The organism is Deltaproteobacteria bacterium (assembly GCA_030654105.1).
Taxonomy (GTDB): domain Bacteria; phylum Desulfobacterota; class SM23-61; order SM23-61; family SM23-61; genus JAHJQK01.
Genome location: JAURYC010000008.1, coordinates 1 through 23,165, shown reverse-complemented (window position 1 = coordinate 23,165; position 23,165 = coordinate 1). Strand labels below are relative to the sequence as shown.

At 50.2% G+C, this 23,165-nt stretch carries 21 protein-coding genes and 1 tRNA gene; 13 read left to right on the top strand and 9 right to left on the bottom strand.

Annotation, left to right across the window (positions count from 1 at the left end):
- The first annotated feature begins 668 nt into the window (after positions 1–668).
- The gene (locus Q7V48_00360) at positions 669–1,256 is read left to right on the top strand and encodes a hypothetical protein (protein MDO9209196.1); all 588 of its coding nucleotides are present in this window, start codon (positions 669–671) and stop codon (positions 1,254–1,256) included.
- Between the two features lie 92 nt (positions 1,257–1,348).
- Here the strand turns inward: Q7V48_00360 and Q7V48_00355 are convergent.
- The 4 genes from Q7V48_00355 to prmA all read right to left on the bottom strand — a co-directional run bounded on the left by Q7V48_00355 (position 1,349) and on the right by prmA (position 4,106).
- Positions 1,349–1,424 (bottom strand) — tRNA-Phe (locus tag Q7V48_00355).
- 172 nt (positions 1,425–1,596) lie between these two features.
- Positions 1,597–2,373 carry an RDD family protein gene (locus Q7V48_00350; protein ID MDO9209195.1) on the bottom strand — a complete coding sequence of 259 codons (777 nt, stop codon included), beginning with the start codon at positions 2,371–2,373 and terminating at the stop codon, positions 1,597–1,599.
- Between the two features lie 75 nt (positions 2,374–2,448).
- The gene (locus Q7V48_00345) at positions 2,449–3,195 is read right to left on the bottom strand and encodes a 16S rRNA (uracil(1498)-N(3))-methyltransferase (GenBank protein ID MDO9209194.1); all 747 of its coding nucleotides are present in this window, start codon (positions 3,193–3,195) and stop codon (positions 2,449–2,451) included.
- Positions 3,192–4,106, bottom strand: coding sequence for a 50S ribosomal protein L11 methyltransferase (gene prmA, locus Q7V48_00340; protein MDO9209193.1), 915 nt, complete (start codon positions 4,104–4,106; stop codon positions 3,192–3,194). Before prmA ends, Q7V48_00345 begins: the two co-directional genes overlap by 4 nt.
- A 192-nt stretch (positions 4,107–4,298) precedes the next feature.
- Between prmA and Q7V48_00335 the strand changes: the two genes are divergently transcribed.
- The 9 genes from Q7V48_00335 (at position 4,299) to Q7V48_00295 (ending at position 12,102) form a co-directional block, all read left to right on the top strand.
- Positions 4,299–4,559 carry a hypothetical protein gene (locus Q7V48_00335; protein ID MDO9209192.1) on the top strand — a complete coding sequence of 87 codons (261 nt, stop codon included), beginning with the start codon at positions 4,299–4,301 and terminating at the stop codon, positions 4,557–4,559.
- 2 nt (positions 4,560–4,561) lie between these two features.
- Positions 4,562–4,849 carry an iron-containing alcohol dehydrogenase gene (locus Q7V48_00330; protein ID MDO9209191.1) on the top strand — a complete coding sequence of 96 codons (288 nt, stop codon included), beginning with the start codon at positions 4,562–4,564 and terminating at the stop codon, positions 4,847–4,849.
- Between the two features lie 105 nt (positions 4,850–4,954).
- Positions 4,955–6,373, top strand: a complete 1,419-nt coding sequence (gene selA / locus Q7V48_00325) for an L-seryl-tRNA(Sec) selenium transferase (protein MDO9209190.1) — start codon at positions 4,955–4,957, stop codon at positions 6,371–6,373.
- A 95-nt stretch (positions 6,374–6,468) separates the two neighbouring features.
- Complete coding sequence (locus tag Q7V48_00320) at positions 6,469–7,071, top strand: HNH endonuclease (protein MDO9209189.1); 603 nt, start codon at positions 6,469–6,471, stop codon at positions 7,069–7,071.
- Between the two features lie 95 nt (positions 7,072–7,166).
- On the top strand, positions 7,167–8,012 hold the full coding sequence (locus Q7V48_00315; GenBank protein MDO9209188.1) for an RNA methyltransferase: 846 nt from the start codon (positions 7,167–7,169) through the stop codon (positions 8,010–8,012).
- 70 nt (positions 8,013–8,082) lie between these two features.
- On the top strand, positions 8,083–9,120 hold the full coding sequence (gene dctP / locus Q7V48_00310; protein MDO9209187.1) for a TRAP transporter substrate-binding protein DctP: 1,038 nt from the start codon (positions 8,083–8,085) through the stop codon (positions 9,118–9,120).
- Between the two features lie 57 nt (positions 9,121–9,177).
- The gene (locus Q7V48_00305) at positions 9,178–9,684 is read left to right on the top strand and encodes a TRAP transporter small permease subunit (GenBank protein ID MDO9209186.1); all 507 of its coding nucleotides are present in this window, start codon (positions 9,178–9,180) and stop codon (positions 9,682–9,684) included.
- Complete coding sequence (locus Q7V48_00300) at positions 9,681–10,994, top strand: TRAP transporter large permease subunit (protein ID MDO9209185.1); 1,314 nt, start codon at positions 9,681–9,683, stop codon at positions 10,992–10,994. The genes Q7V48_00305 and Q7V48_00300 overlap by 4 nt, the downstream gene beginning before the upstream one ends.
- A 67-nt stretch (positions 10,995–11,061) precedes the next feature.
- A complete protein-coding gene (locus Q7V48_00295) occupies positions 11,062–12,102 on the top strand; it encodes a hypothetical protein (protein MDO9209184.1) in 1,041 nt (346 codons plus the stop codon).
- A gap of 66 nt (positions 12,103–12,168) precedes the next feature.
- Here Q7V48_00295 and dxs read toward each other — a convergent pair whose 3' ends face one another.
- From dxs to Q7V48_00270, 5 genes are all read right to left on the bottom strand, one after another.
- The gene (gene dxs, locus Q7V48_00290; GenBank protein MDO9209183.1) at positions 12,169–14,040 is read right to left on the bottom strand and encodes a 1-deoxy-D-xylulose-5-phosphate synthase; all 1,872 of its coding nucleotides are present in this window, start codon (positions 14,038–14,040) and stop codon (positions 12,169–12,171) included.
- Positions 14,041–14,931: a polyprenyl synthetase family protein gene (locus Q7V48_00285; GenBank protein ID MDO9209182.1), complete on the bottom strand. Its 891-nt coding sequence runs from the start codon at positions 14,929–14,931 to the stop codon at positions 14,041–14,043.
- 1 nt (position 14,932) lies between these two features.
- On the bottom strand, positions 14,933–15,169 hold the full coding sequence (locus Q7V48_00280) for an exodeoxyribonuclease VII small subunit (protein MDO9209181.1): 237 nt from the start codon (positions 15,167–15,169) through the stop codon (positions 14,933–14,935).
- A gap of 62 nt (positions 15,170–15,231) precedes the next feature.
- Complete coding sequence (xseA, locus tag Q7V48_00275; GenBank protein MDO9209180.1) at positions 15,232–16,611, bottom strand: exodeoxyribonuclease VII large subunit; 1,380 nt, start codon at positions 16,609–16,611, stop codon at positions 15,232–15,234.
- Positions 16,608–17,501: a diacylglycerol kinase family lipid kinase gene (locus Q7V48_00270; GenBank protein ID MDO9209179.1), complete on the bottom strand. Its 894-nt coding sequence runs from the start codon at positions 17,499–17,501 to the stop codon at positions 16,608–16,610. Before Q7V48_00270 ends, xseA begins: the two co-directional genes overlap by 4 nt.
- Before the next feature lie 137 nt (positions 17,502–17,638).
- Between Q7V48_00270 and Q7V48_00265 the strand changes: the two genes are divergently transcribed.
- From Q7V48_00265 to Q7V48_00255, 3 genes are all read left to right on the top strand, one after another.
- Positions 17,639–19,330, top strand: coding sequence for a peptide-binding protein (locus Q7V48_00265; GenBank protein ID MDO9209178.1), 1,692 nt, complete (start codon positions 17,639–17,641; stop codon positions 19,328–19,330).
- A 116-nt stretch (positions 19,331–19,446) separates the two neighbouring features.
- Positions 19,447–20,589, top strand: a complete 1,143-nt coding sequence (locus Q7V48_00260) for a HEAT repeat domain-containing protein (protein ID MDO9209177.1) — start codon at positions 19,447–19,449, stop codon at positions 20,587–20,589.
- A gap of 235 nt (positions 20,590–20,824) precedes the next feature.
- The gene (locus Q7V48_00255) at positions 20,825–22,999 is read left to right on the top strand and encodes a PAS domain S-box protein (GenBank protein MDO9209176.1); all 2,175 of its coding nucleotides are present in this window, start codon (positions 20,825–20,827) and stop codon (positions 22,997–22,999) included.
- Positions 23,000–23,165: the final 166 nt, after the last annotated feature.

Sequence of the window (23,165 nt, the reverse complement as noted above, 5' to 3'; positions counted from 1 at the left end):
AATAATTCAATTTCTGGCTTTTGTGGTTTATAATGCTACCTCCAGGGAGAGGTTTATAGATTCTTCCCCGAAGTGGAACCATGATTTTTTATTTCACCATCCCCAATATCGCTCCACCCACCTTCTGAAGCCTATAACTGGCCTCAGCTGGTAATCCTTCAAACTGGGCTGCTCTGGTATACGCATTGACCAAATGGAACATGCTATTTCCCGCTTCCTGATTTCATCCCCATTCAACCGCTTCCCTTTCCTTTTTCCCAAGCTGAAACTGAGACATGGGACATCTTTATATTCCCCTGTCAAGCGAAAAAAACCCTTGAAAGATGGTTCTTAATTTCTTAACATAATCGTAAAGAATTATGGAACAATCAATTGCCCAACAAATAGCGCGCGAATTACCAGTGGAGGCTACACCTTCTCAGCTCTCCTGCAACCAACCTGCAAGTCTTGGGTCAAGTAGGCACGCTGGAGCAGATCTATAAAGATAAATTATCGTGTTTAAAAAGCCGGGCGAAACCGAAAGATCTTTTTGACCTCTGGTATATATCACAAAAACTAAAGATTTCTTTTATCCCTCCCCCATCACCCTTAAAAAAAGGAGAAGTTATCCGGGAATTACGAAAATATCTGCCCAAAAATTTTTGGCCAGCCATTGATAGGTTAACCCGATGAAAGGGATTGAATTACTCAAAATATTGCGCAATTTGAATAAATCTTTTTACAGTATCGGCGACTTGGAAAAGATCACCGGCCTTTCCAGGAATAGTCTCTATATAGCTTTGAAAAGGTGGGTAGAAAGTGGGGTGATCGAAAGGGTCGCCCAAGGAATATATATTCCGATGGGGGGGAGTCTATCACTGGAAAATTTAGCGGCCCAACTTTATATCCCTAATTACCTTTCCTTTGAATCTGCTATGGCCAGGCACGGTATTTTAAATTTAATTCCTTATACCCTATCTTTTGCCACAACCCGCAAGACCCGGAAATACACCCTGCAAAATCAAGAGGTGGAATTCAGACAAATTTCCCCTCAACTTTTTTTTGGATATGAGATGAAAAGCGGATTGAATATCGCTTACCCTGAAAAGGCCTTTTTAGACGAAGTATATTTTATGTGCAGGGGAAAGGTGTCCGCTGAAAAAATATGCCGCCAGGTTTCCGCTTTACGTCCAGCGGCAGCTGGAAGAAATTTTAAAAAAGAGAATCGGTTGAAGGAAAGTGAAGAGCAGATTTTCCCGCTGGTAGTTTTAGAGTGAAGTGAAGTAATTGGGTTTCTATCTTAAGGCTAAAGGTTTTGCGTTGCCAGTAATGAAAGAGGGCTACGGATTTCTGTAGCCCTCTTTCATTTTGGTGCCGAGACCCAGAATCGAACTGGGGACACGCGGATTTTCAGTCCGCTGCTCTACCGGCTGAGCTATCTCGGCGTCACGATAAAATCTATAATAAAGGATGGCCTATTTCCAATCCCAAGGTTTTCATTATAATGCCCCCCCCCATTTAGTCAAGTATTTTTTCGTTCGAATTTTTTCCGCGATATTTTCACCTGATTTGCACTTATCTTCTTGGCCCCTTGATCCCTTGAACTCTTCTTTTTGCTTATCGCTCCCGCACCACCATGGTGCCGGTAATCCTATCATGCCAAGAGCGTTTGCTGGAGGTGAATCCTACCCAAAAAAAGCCGAGAAAGATGGGTACCGCTGAAAAGGCATAGGCGATTGCCCGAGCCAGGGCCCGGGAAAAAGTTAACGGTTGACCGTTGACCTGGACTACCCGAAGGCCAAAGATCATTTTGCCAATGGTCTGACCCCAGGCTCCATGGAAAAAAGAAAAATAGGCCAGGGCCAGCATTAGGCCCAAAGGAACGAGGGCAGGGAGAATGAGGCGAAGCAAATTCCCATAGGAAATTTCTGGACCTCTTCCGGGTGACAATTCAACGGCGAGTAACCCGCATACGATAAAGATAACAAACATGAGGCAAAGGATTAGATGATCAACGGTAAAAGCCATGAACCGGAGCCAAAATCCTCCCCCCAGGGCGCGGTCCCAGCCGGCAGTTTTTTCCTCTTTCTCCGAACGCTCTTCAGCGGAGAGCGGATCCGTGAGGGAAAATCCAGGGCCGTAATCGGTGCCGTAATCAACCCCACGGGAATCTAAAATGATTCGTGGGCCATCATTGATCGCCGGGCTGTCTTTTTGGGCTGGGGCAGGGAGTGGGTCCACCTTGGGGGGTTGAATACCTTGATCTTCGAGGTGAGCCAGTTCTTCTTCGTAAGAGATCTTCAACAACTGGCGCAAAGAAGCCAGATCCTGCCCGCACTTGGGGCAATGGTCCGCATCATCTGGAACTTGAACATGGCAACGTTTACACTTCATTATTTTTATTCCTATCCAAGGGATTTAGCCAAATTATAAAAGGGGAATGAAGTAGAGGCAAGAAAAAATTTATCCTCAGTTCAGATCTCCCAGGAGAAATTGGAGCAAGCAGACAATGGCGACTCCAGCGGTTTCTGCGCGTAAGACCCTTGGCCCGAGGCGAATCGGCCGGAAACCGGCTTGTTGGGCCCGAAGGGATTCTTGCTCAGAAAACCCTCCCTCCGGACCAACCAGAACATAGATCGAGGATGCCGGTTCCCTAAAGGCATCCTCGAGCGTCCCCGTTTTTTCTCTTTCCCAGAGAAAAATTTTAATGGTTTTCTCAAATTCCTTATTCAGGGCTTCTGTGAAGGAGCAGGGAAAATGGATTCGAGGAACCATTGCCCGCCGGCATTGCTTGGTAGACTCGGAAACAATCTTCTCCCAGCGCAATTTCCTCGAATGGTTTTTTTCTCCTTCCCATTGGGGAACGACATGCTCGGAAGAAAAGGGAATGATCTCGGCGACTCCCAATTCTGTAGTTTTTTGGATAAGCCAATCGAACTTGGCAGCCTTCAGCAGACCCACACCCAAAATGATTTTCAAAGGTGATTCGGCGGAATAGAGGGATGTTCCTGGAAAAAGTTTAAAAGATATTTTATCAGAAGCAAGATTAGAGATAACCGCTGGATATTCTTGCCCTTCCCCGTCAAAAAGAACAACCGCATCGCTAACTTTTAGCCGCAGGACTTGGCGGATATGCCTAATTTCGCCCCGATCGTCAATGAAAGCTTCCAGGCCGTGGATACCTTCCTTGTTAACTTTGAAACGGCGCGGTTTCATTTTTCCTCTTCTTTATGACCCAACACGAAACAAGCCCAGCCTTGGGAATTTTTCGTGAGCTGGACTTTCAAATTATAGCCGGCAAAAGCCTCAGCCACTTCTTTTTTTTGTTTTTGCAGGAACCCGGATACGATGGCAACTCCTCCCGGGGAGATTTTTTCGGCAAGAGAAGACGCTACGCTCAAGAGTTCCTGGGGTAAGAGGTTGGCCACAACGATGTCAAAACCAAGGCTCACGCCATCCAAGGAGCCAACGCGAAAGTCGATTTCATTTTTGATCTTGTTCACAGCCGCGTTCTTTCGGGCTGAGTCCACAGCCACCGGGTCGAGGTCAATGGCCACAACCCGCTTTGCCCCCAGTTTCCGGGCCGCGATCGCCAAAATTCCTGATCCGGTCCCCACATCCAAGAGGGAAGGCTGGTCGGGAAAAGATGGAATCACTTTATCCAAAGTTTGCAGACACATTTGCGTACTGGGGTGGGTGCCGGTGCCGAAGGCCATGCCCGGATCGATCTCGATAATGATTTGTCCTTTTTTGGGGGGATAGTTCTCCCACGGCGGTTTAACCACAATGCGCGGGGAGATAGGCAGGGGCTTGAAATTCGATTTCCAGGCTTCCGCCCACTTCTCTTCCTGGATGATTCTGGATCGCAGAAAGAAGGACTTTCGTTGGGATTTACAAATGGAAAAAATATAGGCCTGAATTATTTTTCGTTTCCCCCCAAAGGAACGATCATTGATGTAATAGCCAATGATCCGTTCTTTCTTTCTAAGCGACGACCCCGAAACATTCTCCTGGATTACTCCAGGTGAGCCCTGCTCGATCAAGAAATTGGCAACAATTTCCGCAATAGAAGGGTGAATTTCCACCTGCAATTCCACCCAGGCATTTTTCTGAATAACTTTAGTCACTTTAGCTCACCTCAGTCACTTCAAGTTGTTAATTTGTATTCTACCAGAGAAATATTGGCCGGACAATGCAACTATTAAAATCGCCCCAGGCATAACCTTCAGGCAAGAGATCTCTTGACAGTCCTGATCCATTTATTTATCATGAAATAGCTTAACATCTCAGGATAGCATTTTCCGGGGAGGGAGGGGGAAATGCAAAAGAAAAAAAGGAAAGTGAAGGAAAAATTCCGCAAGGTAAGGGTTTGGGTGAAAACAGTTGATTCCTCATACACCGGCTTCGTTTATCTGCCAGCAGATCGCAAGCGGTTTTCGGATGTCTTGAACGATGAGAGGAAATTTCTCAGCATCACGGATGTGGAATCAAAAGATTTCGCCTCCCCCAAATCTTTCTTAACGATCAATAAGGATCTTATCGAACTGGTGGAGATTCTGGAACCCAATAGGGAAGAATAACCATGAGCTACAAAGACCGTTTCATTTTCAACTTTCACATTCCCACCAAGATCGTCTTCGGTGAAGGAGTCCTTAAGGAAACGGTTAAAGAAATGGACGGTCTGGGGATTCGCAAAGCCCTGGTAGTTACCGATGTGACCCTGAAAGACAGCGCCATGGTGAATTCCCTCTTCCCCACTCTGGGAGGACGATGTGCCGCGCTATTCCCCGAAGCCATTCCAGACTCCTCTCTCCAGGTGGTCGGCCGGGGAGCCAGGGTCTTCCGGGAGAAGAGAGTCTGGAAGAAGTAGCCAAATTAGCGGTTGCTGATATGGCCATGCGTTCCAACATCCGTAAAGTTACCGACCCTCAGGAAATTGTTCCGGTCCTGATGGCCGCATGGTGAAAAAAGAGGTATGGAGCCTGAAGATAAACAACCCTACCTAAGAGCCCTTCCCGCGGTCGATGAACTTCTCCGCCATTCCCAAATTCAATCTCATTTAAAAATTTTTTCCAAGGAATTGGTTGTCGGGTCCATCCGTAGAATTATGGAGCAGAAGCGCCAAGCCATTTTAAACAGCGCCAACCTGCAAGAGGCCGCCTCCGTAGGGATTGCCTTGGAGGAATTGCTCGCTGCCGTGGAGGAGGAAGTAACGAAGACCGCCCGTCCTTCCCTGCGGCGCGTGATCAATGCCACGGGTGTGGTTCTGCATACCAACCTCGGTAGGGCTCCGCTTGCTCCGGAAGTCCTACAGTACATCGGGGAAATTGCCGGCGGGTACTCCAACCTGGAATTCGACCTGACCTCGGGCGAGCGCGGTTCACGGTATGAACACGTGGAAAAAATCCTCCGCCAGATTACGGGTGCAAAATCCGCCCTGGTGGTTAATAATAACGCCGGCGCTGTTTTTTTAGCTCTGAACAGCCTGGCCGAAGGGAAAGAAGTTATTGTTTCCCGGGGCCAGCTGGTGGAGATTGGAGGTTCCTTCCGCATTCCGGATGTAATGAAAAAAAGCGGAGCTCACCTGGTAGAAGTAGGAACCACCAACCGCACCCACCTTGAGGATTATGAACGGGCCATCAACGAAAGGACAGCTTTATTACTCAAGGTGCATACCAGCAACTTCCGGATCCTGGGTTTTACAGCCGAAGTTTCTTTAAAGGATTTAGTTGCTTTGGGCCAGGCAAAAGGGTTGCCTGTGCTGGAAGATCTGGGAAGCGGGTGCTTCGTGGATCTGTCTCCATACGGGATAGCCAAGGAGCCTACGGTCCAAGAGGCATTAGAGGCAGGGGTGGATGTGATCACCTTCAGCGGCGATAAATTGTTGGGTGGACCGCAAGCGGGTATTATTCTGGGGCAAAAGAAATACCTCGATCTCATAAAAAAGAATCCTTTAAGCCGGGCGTTAAGGATCGATAAACTCACTCTGGCCGGCCTTGAAGCCACTCTCCGGGTATATTGGAACCAGGCTCAGGCCGTTGAAAGAATTCCGGTGCTCAACATGATTACCTGCCCGGTAGAAAAGCTGGAACGCCGGGTCAAGCGCCTCCAGCGCCAATTGACCAGAGACCTTGCTTCCTTCTGTCAGGTGAAGATAAGAGAAGAAATTTCTCCCGTAGGAGGAGGAGCCCTTCCCTTGCAGGGGCTACCTACTCGGGTCATCGCCCTGCGCCCCTTGAAAACATCCGTGGCGAGTATGGAGGAAAGATTGAGAAAAAGCGACCCGCCAGTGATCGCTCGGGTACAAGAAGGAGAAATTCTGCTGGACTTGCGGACTGTGGCCGAAAGTGAGGAGAAAGAACTACTCGAAAATTTGCGTCAAGCTCTGCAGTGAAGGGTTCCAGAGGCCAAAGGGGTGAACGGAAATAAGACAGGGTTCAAGGGGTCAAATGAACCCTTGAACCCTCGAGCCCTTGGTAGAGGTTGGAGATGATCCATTCCAATGTTTTAGTCTTGAATAAATCTTTTTTACCCGTGCAGATAACCACGGTTCGCCGCGCCTTCTGTCTGCTTTATGCCGGTATCGCCAAAGCCGTAAATTCTCGGTACGAAACCTTCGACTACGAGAGCTGGCATCAGCTAAGCATCGAGCGGAATGATGAAACCATCGGGCTGGTGGATCGAGTCATCAAGGTCCCCCGGGTGATTCTGCTCATCGCTTACGATCGGGTCCCCAAACGCCGCGTCCGGTTCAGCCGCTACAATATTTTTGCCCGGGATAAAAACACCTGTCAGTATTGCGGAAAAAAATTCCCCCGCCTCGATCTCAACCTCGATCATATCATCCCGCGCTCCCAGGGTGGAACATCTATCTGGGGGAACGTGGTCTGCAGCTGTCATCAATGCAACCGGAAGAAGGGCGGAAAGACCCCGGAACAAGCCCGGATGAAGCTGATCTCGCAGCCCAGGAGACCCGCTTGGACGCCGCCTCTCAACGTATCCCTTCAAGAAGTCATGCGCAAAGAATGGGTTCCCTTCTTGGATTTCATGGTGGATGCTTCTTACTGGAATGTAGAATTGTTGGAAGAGTAAACTCCTTGCTAAATGCGGAATGCCGAGTGCGGAATGCGGAATTTCCATTGCCAAGTTCATTCCGCATTCACCATTCCGAACTCCGCATTAGGAAGATGATCACTTCAAAAGGAAACCCCAAGGTTAAAGAGATTTGTCTGCTCAAGCAGGCCCAACACCGTCATGCTCGCGGAGAATACTTCATCGAAGGGATGCGCTTGGTGGAAGAGGCCTTACAACACCCTGGGCAGTTCCGCAAGATAGTCTACAGCCCCCGGCTGGAAGATAAAGCGCGGGGAGCCGCATTACTCTCTGCCGCCCGAAAAAAAATCCAAGATGCAGAGTGGCTCTACGTCAGCGATGAAGTGATGGAAAGGATCTGCGATACCCAAAGCCATCAGGGAATTTTAGCCGTCTTGGAGATGAAGGAAAGAAGCTGGGAAGAAATCTACAAGAGGGATGGAATCATTCTCCTTTTATCCGGGCTCCAAGACCCGGGGAACCTGGGGACGATTTTCCGGGTGGCAGAAGCCGGTGCGGCTGCCGGCGTGATTTTAAGCCAGGACATGATTGACCCTTACAACCCCAAGGTAGTGCGAGCCTCCATGGGTAGCCTTTTTCGGGTACCTTTTCTGCAAGATCAAGAAATGGAGGATTGCCTGAAAAAATTGCGTTCCCAAGGCTATCGACTTTGGGCCACAACGGTTCAAGGGGGGCGATCCTTTTGGGAGATTGATTTCTCTCAGCCGACTGCCGTCCTTTTCGGTCAGGAAGGTGCAGGATTGTCTCAAAATTTGCTGGAAGAGGCCGATGGATTGTTCACCATCCCTATGGCTCCAGGCGTCGACTCCTTGAATGTAGCCATGGCCGCGGGACTGGTGATTTATGAAGCCTCGCGCCAGAAAAGAGAAAGAATTGCCACAGAAAGAAGTGCCATTCTTGACAAAGAATCAAATTTATGACTTAATGCAGCGGCAAGCGATAATAAAACAAACCAGGCATCGACATGGCTGGAAAAATCGGAGGTGTGAAATGCAAAAAAGATTAATTAGCCTAATTCTAATCGGGTTTTTAACAATCTTCGTCGCAACGGCTGCATTCGCCCAGCAACCGGCAACCGGAAAGGTGATTAAATGGAGGTTCCAGTCTCACTGGCCAGCGGGTAGCGCTTCCTTTAAACCCCTAAAAGATTTCTTCGACCAGAAACTGACCAAACTCACCGATGGGCGGTTGCAAATTACTCTCTATCCCGCGGCTGCCCTTGTCCCTACCAAAGAGCTATTCGATTCTTGCCGGCAAGGTACCGTGGATGGCGGAACGGGAAGTCCAGCCTACTGGATGACCATCATTCCTCTGGCGGCGGTGTCAGGAAATTGCCCGATGACCTTCCGGGAACCATGGGAAGGGTTATATTTTCATTATGTTCTCGGTTTTGAAGATATGCTGAAGGAGGCTCATGCCAAACATAACATCCTCTATTACACGGAGAAGATTTACCCCACGGCAATGATCGGGAAAAAGCCCATCCGGAAAATTGAGGATTTTAAAGGGTACAAAATCCGTTCATCCGGAGCTATCGCAACCATGTTGAAAGAATTGGGCGCGGCACCTAGCTTAATACCCGGAGAGGAGCTTTATTTAGCCCTGCAAACAGGAGTGGTCGAGGGGGCTCACTGGGGAGCGGCCGGTGGGGCGCTGACGATGAAATTCTGCGAGGTAGCTAAATACTACATCCAGCCTAACTTGGCCATGTCCGGCACAGATGTTATCATCATCAATAAAGATGCCTTCAATGCTCTGCCGAAAGACTTGCAGGTGACCCTCGATTTAGCCCTCAAGGAGCGCGTCTGGCACCGGACCCATGAATACATCATGGACGAGATAAACGCCCTGGAAACCATGAAGAAGAATTTCAAGGTTACTGTCTCCACCCTCCCCCCCGAAGACCAGAAAAAAATGATGAAAGTAGCCGTGAAACAGTGGGATACGGTGGCGGCCAAAGATCCCGGCGCGGCTAAGGCCGTCGGCATGCTGAAAGATTTCCTCCGTAAGCTGGATTACCTCGATTGAGTTCAGGCACCGGTGGGGAAAGTCTCCCCCACTGATTCCAAGGAGGCTTTGGGAGCGATGAAAGGATTCCTCAAAACCATCGACCGGATCAGCGAACAATCGGGGAAAGCGATAAGTTTTTTAATTATTTTCCTGGTTGTTGTCATCCTCTTCGAGATCTTTGCCCGCTACTTGTTCAATAGCCCGACCATCTGGGCCCACGAGATTGCCCAGATGATATACGGTGCCTATGTGATCCTGCTGGGGGCGTACGTCCTCCGGCGGGGGGGACATGTGAACGTCGAAATCCTCTACGGGCGCTTCCGGCCCCGGACAAGGGCGATCATTGATCTGTTCACCTGGTTACTTTTCTTTTACTTCTGCGGCTTGCTTCTTTGGAAGGGTGGGGGAATGGCCTGGGACTCCTTCAAGGTCCTGGAAACCGAGCCCACAGTTTTTGCGCCTCCAGTCTACCCCATCAAAATGATGATCCCCCTAGGGGCGCTCCTAATCCTGCTGCAGGGTCTGGCCAAATTCATCAGGGATCTCACTTTAGCTATTACGGGAAAGGAGGAAGAGGCATGAGTATCGAGGTCATTACCCTCCTCCTCTTCGGCTCCCTCATTCTCTTCCTCGCCCTGGGGCTTCCGCTGGCTTTCGTCCTGGGCGGAGTGGGCGTAGTGGGCTGCTATTTCCTCTGGGGCCCCAAAGGTCTCTTTGTCGCCGCCGCCCAGACCTACGGCGCGATGGGTAAATTTTCTCTCCTGGCCATCCCCCTTTTCATTTTCATGGCCATGATTCTGGAGCGGGCCGGAGTGGCCGATGATCTTTACGCCATGATGCACCGCTGGATGGGGCCTGTGCGAGGAGGGTTGGCCATGGGCACGGTGCTGATTTGCGCCATTTTCGCAGCCATGTCCGGTGTCAGCGCCACGGCGACCGTATCCATGGGCCTCATTGCCCTTCCGGCAATGCTCAAACGCAAATACGATAAAATTATGGCCATGGGATGCATTTGCGGTGGAGGAGCGCTGGGGATCCTCATTCCCCCCAGCGTGCCCATGATTATCTATGCCACCCTAACCGGGGAATCGATCGGCGGATTGTTCGCCGGAGGTATTCTCCCAGGCCTTCTCCTTACCCTGATATTCATCCTTTACATTGGCATCCGCTGTTTCTTGCAGCCCGCTCTCGGTCCTGCTCTTCCAAAGGAGGAGAGGGCCACATGGGAAGAGAAATTCACCTCCCTGAGGGCGGTGGTTCTGCCCATCATGATCATCCTGATGGTCTTGGGGTCCATTTACGCGGGGGTCTGCACGGCTACCGAGGCAGCAGCTTTGGGTTGCCTCGGTGCGATCATCTCGGCGGCAGTTTACCGCAAGCTGAACTGGCAGATGTTCAAAGAGTCCTGCTTCCGGACGGCCAGCCTCACGGCCATGATCATCTGGATTCTCATCGGGGCGTACTGCTTCACCTCGGTTTACACGGGTACGGGGGCCCACGAATTGATGGAGCACTTATTATTATCCATCCCCGGAGGGCGCTATGCCATCCTGTTCACCATGCAAATTGTCTTTTTTATCCTGGGATGCATCCTGGACCCGGCGGGGATCATCATGATCTGCACCCCGGTTTTTGTACCGGTCATCAAGGCCCTCGGCTTCGACCCTCTGTGGTTCGGTGTTCTCTTTATCATGAACATGGAGATGGGCTACCTGACCCCTCCCTTTGGGTTTAACCTTTTTTACATGAAGGCCATTGCCCCTCCCGGCGTAACCATGACGGATATCTATCGATCCATCGTACCTTTTGTGATCCTTCAAGGGATTGGACTGGTGATCGTCATCATTTTTCCCCAAATCGCTCTCTGGCTTCCGAGCCTGATGAACCGGTAAAGGGTTGAATATGGATGAATTGCGCCTGCTGGAAGTGACCTAAAACAACCTGGCTGAGCATGAGCCTTTGCGGCGGGCGATCATCGAGGTCAGGAATCGGCATGGTGAGAAAGCCCAAAACACGATTTTAGTCTTCCTGGTGCAGAGACCCTGCGTCCAAATGGGAGAGTTTCAGGATATCGATGAAGAATTGGATATTCAGGAGTGCCAGAACTTGGGAGTGGACATGGCCCGCAGGGTGGGCGGAGGGGGGTGTCTTTTTTATGATGACCAGACCCGCTTCGCAGTCGCCCTCTTGGATCGCGAATGGTTCGAAAACCTGGAAGAAGCGGCCAAGGTTTGGCAAGGGGAAGTGGTCACCGGCACGCTGCGAAGCTTGGGAGCCGCGGAAGCCTGGTACCGGCACATCGGGGATGTCCAAATCGGGCAGACGAAAATTTCCGGGCTGGGAACGGCTCTGGTTCATAACACCCTGTACCTGGGAAGCTTTATGAACATCGGAACCCCGCGGGTGGACATGGCTTTAAAAGTTTTGAAGATCCCACCGGAAAAATTTGCCGACAAACCCGTTACCCAAATCGGTGATTACGTAACCAGCGTAGAGAAATTAACCGGGCGCATGCCTTCGTGGGAAGAATTTCGCGAGGCCGTACGCCATAACGTGGAGCGCGTCTTGAAGGTCCGAGTGACCAAAGGGGAAATTACACCGGAAGAGAGAAATGTCTTCGAGGAACTTAAGCCTTTCTATACCTCGAAAGAATGGATATACAGAAGATCCAGTGAGCAGAAATTTGCAGGGCTTCCGCCGGAATATAAGCAAGGGAAGTTTCGGCACAAAGCCCGCAAGTTGATTATCGCCCATGTATCGGTTGACCCCGATAATAAAATTCATCAGGTAATGCTCTGCGGAGATTTTTTTATCCAGCCAAGCATGGTGCTGGAAGAAATTGAGAGAAACCTCCAGGGGGTGGAGGCTCAAGATGAAGGAAAAATTTTCCGCATCGTACAAGAAGTGCTACAGGGCAAAAAAGTTCAAACCCCCATGCTTACTCCGGATGACTTTGCCATCCCCCTCGCCCGCGCTGCCAGGGAGGCCGCCGTCCTGTAAATTTGCAGGGGATCATTGGGAATATATATAAGTCGGAGATTTGAATTGGTCAAAACTCTCCAAAGGTTAAAAGAACGCTTCTACGGCCCGGTAAATCCCTTCAGCATCGAGGCAGTATTTATGCCGCAGGGCCTCCTGGGTTCCATGTTCTACGAAGATGTCTGGGATGCCCAAGCGTTTGACTTGAACCCCAACGAGACCTCTTTCTTCCAAGAGCTCCAGGACGGCGCTGCCGAATCCTCCTTGGAGCGCATTCTCTTCGACCGTAATCATCCGCTTGGACTCCGCAGCCAGGGAACAGATTAATTCTCCATCCAGGGGCTTGATGAATCGGCCATTGACCACCGTGGCTTCCATGCCGTGGTTGTGAAGCTGAGAAGCCGCCTCCAAAGCAGGCCGAACGGTAGAACCGACGGCCAGGATGACAACATCTTTCCCCTGCTCCAGCACTTCCGCCTTGCCGATAGGCAATTCTTTCATTTCTGGATCCAAGTAACCCCCCCAGCCGTTTCCCCGGGGATAACGCAAGGAGACTGGATGGCCGCAATTGACAGCTGTTTTGAGCATATGCTGGAGCTCATTTTCATCCTTGGGGGCCATGACGATGAGATGCGGAATATGGCGCAGAAAAGAAAAGTCAAAAAGACCGTGATGCGTCGGTCCATCGGAACCGACAATGCCGCCACGGTCCATGGCCAGGACCACGGGAAGCTTCTGCAAGCAGACGTCGTGCAGGATTTGGTCGTAGGCCCGCTGCAGGAAAGTTGAATAAATGGCCACCACCGGGATGAACCCTTCGGCCGCCAAACCCGCGGCAAAGGTAATCCCGTGTTGCTCGGCAATGCCCACATCGTAAAACCGTTCGGGAAATTCCGCTGCAAAGGCATCCAGACCCGTTCCCTGGGGCATAGCGGCCGTTATGCCGACCAATCGGGGATTCTCCCTGGCCAGCTTTACCATAGTTTGCCCAAAGACTTGGGTATAGGAAAGAGATCCTGGTTTGGGCTGGATGATCTCTCCTGATTCAGCCTGGAAAGGTCCGACCCCATGGAAAGTTACAGGGTCTTTTTCTGCCGGAGGATATCCCTTCCCTTTGGTCGTGAGGACATGGACAAGGATAGGGCCATGAAGTTTCTTGATGTTGCGAAAGTTTTCAATCAGTGCCTCGATCTTGTGGCCGGGCAAAGGGCCAACGTACTTAAAGCCGAGTTCCTCAAAAAGTAATCCCGGAAGGAAGAATCCCTTGAGGGATTCTTCGGCGTATTTCGCCCATTTCAGAGCTGGATCGCCAATTCCGGGAAGATGTTTGAGGAAGCCTTTAATCTCGTCCCGGAAACGAGTAGCGAATTGACCCGTCATCAAGCGGTTCAGGTAGGAGGAGAGAGCACCGACGTTGGGCGAAATAGACAGTTCGTTATCGTTGAGGATAACGATTAAATCCTTATCCATGGCTCCAGCTTGGTTTAAACCCTCGAAGGCTAAGCCAGCGGTCATGGACCCATCGCCGATAACAGCGATCACCTTATGGCCTTCTCCCCGCAAACAACGGGCCTGGGCCATTCCCAGAGCCGCCGAGATGGAGGTACCCGAGTGCCCTGTTCCGAAAGCGTCATAATGGCTTTCTTCCCGGCGGGGAAACCCACTAATTCCCCCGCACTGGCGCAAGGTAGAAAAGGTTTCCCGCCGGCCCGTAATAAGCTTGTGGGCGTAAGTTTGATGGCCAACGTCCCAAATCAGGCGATCCTGCGGAGTATCGAAAACATAATGAAGGGCCAGGGTCAACTCGACCACCCCCAGGCTGGAAGCCAAATGCCCGCCAATTTTGGAAACCGTGCTGATGATTTCCTCCCGAATTTCCTGGGCAAGCAGAGGAAGGTCCGCTATACGCATTTTACGTAGGTCCGCTGGGCTATCGATCAATTGCAACAAGCGTCCCATTTAGTTCGATCTCGTTAAGATGAATTGGGCGATTTCTCGTAAAGGGTTGGCGCGCCAGTTGAGGGGTTTTAGGTAGGCGAGGGCTTCTTGCACCAAGCAATCAGCCTGGCGGCGAGAATCGCTGACTCCGAAGAATGTTGGGTAGGTAGCCTTTTTTTGAATTTGATCCTTGCGGACGGCCTTGCCGAGCTTCCGTACCTCTCCGTGAACATCGAGGAGATCATCGATGATCTGAAACGCTAACCCAAGTTTTTCTCCGTAACCGTTCAAAGCCCTGTATTCTCGGGTTGAAGCCCCGCCAACGATGGCCCCGGCACTCATGGCAGCAGCAATCAGAGCACCGGTCTTGTGGCTGTGGATGTATTCCAGGAGGTGCTTTTCCATCCCTTTTCCCTGGGAAATAATATCCATGGCCTGCCCGCCAACCATTCCCAGCGAGCCGACTGCCCGGGCAACTTGGCTTATCGCCCGTAAACGTCGATGAGAAGAAACTTTCTTCATCAGGTCAGGCCGGGACATAAGATGAAAGGCCTCGCTCAGCAGTGCATCCCCGGTTAGAATGGCCAAAGCCTCTCCAAAAATTTTGTGGCTGGTGGGTTTCCCCCGGCGTAGGTCGTCGTTATCCATGGCCGGGAGGTCATCATGGATCAAGGAGTAGGTGTGGATGAGCTCCAGGGAGCAGGCTAAAGGAAGCGCATCCGCCGCCCGCCCGCCAACAGCCTCGGCCGCAGCTAACGTCAGGATGGGACGGATCCGTTTTCCTCCGGCAAAGAGGCTGTAGCGCATGGCTTGGTGGATCTGAGGGGGAAACTCATGCTCGCCGGGAACCCAACGCTCCAAAGCTCTATCGATCATCCGCCGCCGGCGCTGGATGTATTTCTGCAGGTTCAAATCAATCCTCTTCTGCATCCAAGGAGAAGGGTTTAGGAACGAGGCGTCCGTTACTGTCTTTCAGAAGAATTTCCACCTTCTTCTCGGCCTCATCCAACTTTTTGGAACAAAAGCGGGATAGGCGTACACCTTCCTCGAAAGCTTTAAGGGACTCTTCCAGGCTGAGATTCCCCTCCTCGAGTTTCTTGACAATCGCTTCTAATTTCTGGAAAGCATCCTCGAATTTCTGTTCCGCCACTTCTCCCCCCAAAATACTGGAACCCTTTTACTGCAATTATTATACACCTCTCGACCCAAGCGTCAAGGATGGTTGTTCGTCTTTGTGGATGGTTGTTCGTCTTCCTGCTTTTCTTTCACTTCTTCCACCCTGGCGATGAATTCTCCTCGATGAACTTTTACTTCCACTTGATCATTTACCTTTACACTCGAGGCCTGGCGGATGATCTCATGGGAGGGAAGGAGCGAAGCAATACTATACCCTCTTGCCAAAATCGCCAGGGGACTCAAGGTCTGAAGCTTTCCCACCCATCCCTGCGTCTTCTGGCGAAACAGGCGCATGGCAACCTGTTGGGCCATGGTCAGCTGCCGGAATAATTGACTAAGGCGGTGAGAATATTCTACGACCCGCCGTCCCGGATGGAGGAGAAGGAGGGTCTCCACCTTCAGCCTGCGCAGATCGTTTTTTTGGGATAGATTCCGGTGGATGGTGCTGGCGAGCCGGAAGAAAAAGTCATCCAGACGCAGCCGTTGATCAGCAAGTTTTTTTCTCGGGTCAGCCAAACGGTGAAGAAGGGATTGGAGCCGTTCCCGTTTTGACTCCGCAAAGACCCGACCGGCATGGGCCAGGCGACCCCTTAAATTTTCCAGAGATTGGACGATTTCAACTTTATTCCGGACCACGAGCTCAGCCGCTGCTGAAGGGGTTGGAGCGCGCAGGTCGGCAACAAAATCAGCAAGCGTAAAATCAATTTCATGGCCAACGGCCGATATGATGGGAACCCGGGAATGGAAGATGGCCCGAGCGACGACCTCCTCGTTGAAGGCCCACAGGTCTTCTAAGGAACCTCCCCCCCGCCCAACGATGATGACATCGATTTGCGGCCACTGGCTGAGTTCGGTGATGGCTTGGGCAATCTCTTGAGCAGCTCCTGGACCCTGCACTCGAACAGGATAGAGCAGGATGGCCACGTTAGCAAAGCGACGATCGATGATCTGGAGAATGTCCCGAATCGCCGCGCCCGTGGGAGAGGTTACGATGCCAATTTTCCGGGGGAGATGGGGCAAGGGCTTTTTATGCCCTGGGTCGAAGAGGCCTTCGTTAGATAGTTTCTCCTTCAATTGCTCGAAGGCCAACTGTAGTGCTCCCCGGCCCTTGGGTTCCATGTAATCCACGATAATTTGATATTCACCCCGGGGCTCATAGACCGAAAGTCGCCCGTAACATAATACCTGTAAACCGTCGACTGGATCGAATTTTAGAATCCGGTTTTGTAACTTAAACATCACCCCCCGAATCTGGGAGAACTCGTCTTTCAAAGTAAAGTAAAGATGACCCGAGCTGGGAAGACGAAGATTAGAAATTTCTCCTTCCAGCCAAAGGTACTCAAAATTGTGCTCTAAGAGCGTTTTAATCTCCAGCGTCAACTGAGAAACAGTGTAGGTAGGACGGAAGGAATTCATGGGACAAGTACTCGCAGAGCCTGGGGAAGGACGCGCAGGGTAAAAGGCGTCTGGCCGAGCAATTCGCCGTCTCCATACAGGTCCAGCGGAACCAAAGATTCCACCCGGGCGATCGAAGAGCGGTAATAATGGACTTCGGGCATGGCTATGTGTTCCCCGGCAAAGACAGTGGGAAAAAAGCGATAGAGACGGAATGTTTTGACCGGATCAATCCAACAGACGTCCAAAAGTCCATCGTCTGGTTCGGCGAGGGGAGTAATTTGCATGCCCTTGCCGTAACTTTTAATATTCCCGAAGGCCACCATTAATATCGGACCTTGTAGATTTTCATTATCCAGGCGCAGGGATATTTCTTTGGGCCGATAGGTAATGGTCTTTAAAAGCACCGGGAGGACGTAGGCAGCTTTTCCGCTTAAGAAACGGCTGAGTTTGTTGGCGATAGCCTTCACTTCGGAGTCAAAACCCACGCCACCCACTCCGGCCATATAAGGCCCGGAATTGACCTGGATCACGTCCATCTTGCGAACCTTGCCTTTTAGAAGGAGGTCGCAAGCAAAATCCAGATTTTCCCCGATGCCCAGGTTTCCCGGGAAATCGTTTCCTGTTCCCAGGGGAATAAAGCCCATGACCCCTCGGCTCCCGACCATGGCCTGAAGGGCATGGTGAGCCGTGCCATCGCCTCCGCAAGATATGATCAAATTGTAACCTTCCCCCTGGGCCTGGCGGGCTAAGTGGGTTATATGTTCAGCGCTCTCCGAGAACTGAAGATGAAAGGAGATTTTTCGATCCAATAGCTTTTGGCGGAGCAAAGGAAACATTTTTCGCCCTTTCCCCCCGCCGGCTTTGGGGTTGACGATGATCTTAATTTTTCTGGGAATCTCTTCCAGCAAGGGAAGCTCCGCTTTGGGTTAATAGAATGATTCTCTTTTTCTATCAAATAATTTCTTTTTTTTCAAGGTTTTTTAACTTGAAAATGAGGCAGGGTTGCGTTACCGTTTTTAAAGAATAGGAAGGGGGGGATAAGGAAATGGAGAGATGGGGAGGGAGAAAAATCGGCCATTCAAAATGGGCTCTCCTCATTGGTATATCCCTTTTCCTTTTATCCACTGTGCTTTCCGTGGGGTGCGACAAGTCGGAAGAGAGACCTTTGCACCCGGGGGGCGAGCAGGGCCTTGCCGATTCAGGGCACCCGGCCTATGGGGACCTCCTGATCCAGGGGTCCATCGGCGACGCCAGTAACCTCATCCCCATGCTGGCCTCGGACTCTGCCTCTCATGGTATCTCCGGATTGATCTTCAACGGCCTGGTGAAATACGACCAAGACCTGAACCTGGTAGGTGACCTGGCTGAATCCTGGGAAGTCTCCAAGGACGGGTTGACCATTACCTTTAAATTGCGCCAGGGGGTGAAGTGGCAGGACGGGATAGAATTCACGGCCGATGATGTGCTGTTCGGCTTTAGGACCATTATCAACCCGAATACGCGCACAGCCTACGCCGGGGATTTTAAGGAAGTTAAAGAGGCCCAGGTCGTCGATCACTACACCTTCCGAGTTACCTATAAACGACCCTTTGCCCCGGGGTTATCCAGTTGGGGGTCCCTGGTTGTTCTGCCCCGGCATCTGCTGGAGGGAAAGGACATCAATACTACGCCATTCAGCCGCAAACCCATCGGAATGGGTCCGTACCTTTTTAAGGAATGGAAGACCGGTGAGAAGATCGTCCTCCAGGCCAATCCCAATTACTTTGAAGGCCACCCTTACATTGACGGGTTTATCTACCGGATCATCCCCGACCCGGCTACTATGTTTTTGGAATTAAAGGCGGGTGGTCTCGACTATATGGGCCTCACGCCCTTGCAGTATAAGCGCCAAACCGATACTTACCAGATGCGCCGGGATTTCCGCCAGTATAAGTTCCTGGCTTTCGCTTACACCTATTTGGGTTACAACCTAAAAGACTGGAAGTTCCAGGATCGGCGCGTACGGCAAGCCATTACCTACGCCATCGATAAGGAAGAAATCATCGCCGGGGTTCTTCTCGGGTTGGGGTTGACCGCCACGGGTCCGTATAAGCCCGATACGCAATGGTATAATCCTAAGGTACGGAAATATCCATACGATGTAGAAAAAGCCAAGAAATTGCTCGCGGACGCCGGCTGGAAAGATTCAGGGAAAAATGGCCTGTTAAAGCGAGATGGAAAACCTTTTGAGTTCACTATACTGACCAATCAGGGCAATGAATTAAGGGCCAAATGTGCTGAGATTATTCAGAGGCGTTTAGGGATGATCGGGATCAAAGTGAAAATCCGCACGGTGGAATGGGCGGCATTCATCAATGACTTCATAGACAAGAAAAATTTTGAAGCGGTTATCTTGGGGTGGACGTTAGGGCAGGACCCGGATATCTATGACATTTGGCATTCCAGCAAGGTGGGAGAGAAGGAATTGAACTTCATCTCTTACCAGAACCAAGAGGTAGATGCCTTGTTGGAGAAAGGCCGGTACACCTTCGACTCCAAAGTGCGTAAAGCTTGTTACGATCGGATCCAAGAAATTCTGGCCGAAGACCAACCTTACACCTTTCTTTTCGTTCCGTATGCCCTGCCCATTATCAGTGCTCGTTTCCAAGGCATTAAGCCAGCCCCGGCGGGGATTGACTATAATATGCATAAGTGGTATGTACCCAAGCCCCAGCAACGTTACGTGCTCAAACCATAAAAACAGAATACAGCCCCGCTACAAGCGGGGTCAGGAGACAGAATTCAGAAGAAAAGCAAAATCTGTTTTTCCATTCTGAATTCTGACTTTTGTCTCCTGGATTCTGGAGACTTAAAATGTCCCTAACGCGAACCATCAAGGAAAAGGCTCTGGATCTGGGGTTCGTGGGAGTGGGTGTGACCACGCCAGAACCCTTTGCCCTTTACGCTGAAGAGTTGAATAACCGTCTGCAGATGTATGAATGGGGTAAAACACTCAGCCAGAAGACTTCGGTCAGGGACCTGGACCTCACGCGCTTTGTCGATCCGGCCCGGTTTCTTCAGGAGGTCAAGTCCCTCATCGTGGTAACCGACAGTTATTTTGAAGAGGATTTCCCGCCTTCCTTAGCGGGAAAGATTGGCCGCTGCTACCTGAAAGGACTTTTTTGTCCGGAAAAATCCTTCCATAGCCAGCGGAGAAAAGAATTTAGAAAATTTCTCCAGGGATTGGGCATGAAGGTTTTGTACGGTCCGGCTCCAGCAAGGATGGCCGGAGCTAGGGCTGGGGTGACGAATTACGGGAAAAATTGTTTTGCTTTTGCTAACGAGGCCGCTGGCCAAAGTTCTTGGGTGGTAAATGAACCTTACCTGGTGGATCGGGAACTCGACCCTGATCTACCCACCCTGCAAGTTGCCTGTCCGGAAAATTGCCAGCAGTGCATTGAAGCTTGCCCTACGGGTGCCCTGTATGCTCCCCTAAAGATGGACCCCCGAAAATGCATTGCCTTCCATTCCTATTTTAATGATGGAGAAATTCCCCGCGATTTAAGGGCCAAGATGGGAACCTGGGTTTATGGGTGTGACCTATGCCAGGAAGTTTGCCCCCGAAATAAAAAATGGCTGGGGAAGGCCAAAACCATGAACCAGGCTCTTGTTGAGAGAGCCGAGCATTTGCAAATCACCACTCTTCTTACCATGTCTCAGGAACACTATGAACGAAACGTCTGGCCATTGCTTTATTATATCCGCAAAGAGAACCGGAGGCTTTGGCAAAGGAATGCGGCCGTGGCCCTGGGCAATCAAGGAGATCCAGATTCGGTTCCTCTGTTGATAACCGCTCTTAAAGATCCTGAACCCATAGTCAGGGGCCACGTAGCTTGGGCATTGGGAAGGATTGGGGGGAGTAGAGCTTGGAAGGCCTTGGAAAAAGAAAGAAAATTGGAACAAGTAGAAAAAGTACGTGGAGAAATGGAAGAAGCCCTTGCATGGGGATTGGATTAAAAAAATTTTTAAGGTTTTTCCAGTTTCTGACGATAGAGAAATTAAAGATTTTCTAAACTTATTAAAATAATAAAACTTATTAATTTTTTGGTTTTCTCTAACTTTAAAAAATTTTGTTTTTTGCTAAGGGGTTAAATTTTAATTTATTCTATTGATAGCGGTCTGGGTTTTGCGTACAACATTAAACTTGAAGGAATGAAGATGGGGATGGATAAATATTTATTGGAGGTTTCAGATGCAAGGCGAAAATAAGACGCTGGAAAAACTCATAACGATTGAAAAAACCATAAATGATTTGGTAGAGATGCGCCACCAAATTATTGAATTAAAGGCATCTGAGGCCCAAAGGCAGATGGCGTTAGTAGCACTCCAATCCAGCGAGAGCAAATACAAAACTTTAGCCGAGAATATTCCTCAAAAATTATTCATTAAGGATAAGAATTCCGTTTATGTTTCCTGTAACCAAAATTACGCCCAGGATTTAAAAATTGAGGCGGATCAGATCGTTGGCAAGACCGATTATGATTTTTTCCCCAGAGAGCTGGCTGAAAAATACATTGCCGACGATAAAAGAATTATGGAAAAAGGGAAGCCGGAGGACATCGAATGTCGTTATATCCAAAATGGGCAAGAAAGAATCGTGCATATGGTGAAAACCCCTGTCCGGGATGAAAAAGGAAATATCTCCGGTGTTTTGGGTATTTTCTGGGATATTACGGAACAAAAACAGAAGGAAGAAGAATTAAGAAAAGATCGGGCTCACCTGGCAGAACAAATCAGCGAATATAAAGCGGAGCTACAAAGAATTCAGGAAAGACAACAACAGGAAAGCAACGAGCGCAGGAGGGTGGAAGAGGAGCTGCGGCGACTGGAGGGGGAGTTCAAGGAAACCCGGGCCAACCTCGAAAAACAAATATTCGAGGGGACAGCCGCATTACAATCGGTCAACGGACAATTCCAGAAAGAAATTAGCGAACGAAAGCGGATAGAGGAAGAATTCCGGAAGGCAGAAGAAGAATTCAAAAAATCCCGCGCCCACATGGAAGAACAACTTTCTGAACGTACCGCTGGACTCCGAACGGTCAATGAACAACTCCAACGGGTCATTTCCGAGCGGCAACGCTTGGAAGAAGAATTTCGGGAGGCCGGAGAAAAATTGCGTGCCCTCGAGGGGCAAGTGAAAGTACGCACAGCAGAATGGCAAGCAGTCAAGGAACAGCTGCAACAGGAAGGTGCTGAACGCCAGCGGCTGGAAGCGGAGCGGGGGATGGCCGTAGAGAAATTACGCACTCTTGAAGCACGGATAAACGAGCGTACGGCCGAATTACAGACAGTCAACGAACGGCTTCAAAGGGAAATCGACATTCACAAGAAATTAGAAGAGGAATTGCGGAGGAGGGAAGAGGAGGCGAATCGCCTGGTGCGAGAAAATACCATCGCAACCGAGATCGGCAATATTGCAGGCTCCGCGATGAATCTGAAAGAGGTGTATGAGCGCTTTGCTGAATTTGCTTCCGAAGTGGGGAAGATCATTCCCTTCGACCGGATTGCCACTACGATCCTTAACCCTGAAGACAACACCCTCAATATTACCTACGTAACGGGGCTTGATATGGCCAATCGCCGGACAGGGGATGTTTTACCCTTATCTGGCACGAGCGCAGAAGAAGTCATGAGGACTCGGGCGAGCCTGCTCATTCAGAAAGAAAACCAGGGAGAAGCCATAGGGCGGTTCCCCGACTTGCTCACTTATTTCGAGGCGGGGTTTCAATCTTTGCTCTTCGTACCTCTGATTGCAAAAGATCAGGTAATTGGAATTCTAAACTTTCTTTCCACCAAGCCAGATGCCTATACCCAAGTCGATCTAAGGCTTGCGGAGAAGGTTGGAAATCAAATTGCCGGGGCCATTAGCAACGCCCAGCACTTCCTCGAAAGGAAACGGGAAGCAGAAACGCTCAGGGCCTCCGAGCAAAAATATCGCTCGGGATTGGATCTTGCCCCGGTGGGAATTTGGGTTTCGGTTAAAGAAAAAATAACTTTTGCCAACCCCAAATGTGCAAAAATCCTTGGTTATTCCCCGGAAGAGCTTCTCGCCAAAACACTGCCTGAACTTTTACATTCCGAAGATCTGACAAGAGTCATGGAAAAGTATGCTCGCTGGGCAAGCGGTGAAACTCCGCCCACCATATATGTTTCCAGATTTATCCACAAAGATGGCCGGATGAAGTGGTTGGAAAACAAAGTTGGTTTGGTGGAGTGGGAAGGAAAGCCAGCCATTATCCATTTTGTCACCGACGTCACCGAGCGCAAGCGCTCTGAGCAAACCTTGCGCAGTGCTGTGGAGCCATTTCGTATTCTGGTGCAATCCATAGAAGAAATTGTATCGGCTTTAGAGAAGGAACAGAAATAAACGGTTGATTTATTTCAGACAATCACGGGAAAACCGATTTTCTAACCTGGATCAACCCCCAAAGAAGGGATGGATCCACCGGATGTCGTCGCCTTCCTTGAGCTCGATGGAATCGTATTCCAGAGCCTTGACGATGCGGCCATTCAATACAAAAATAATATGGTCC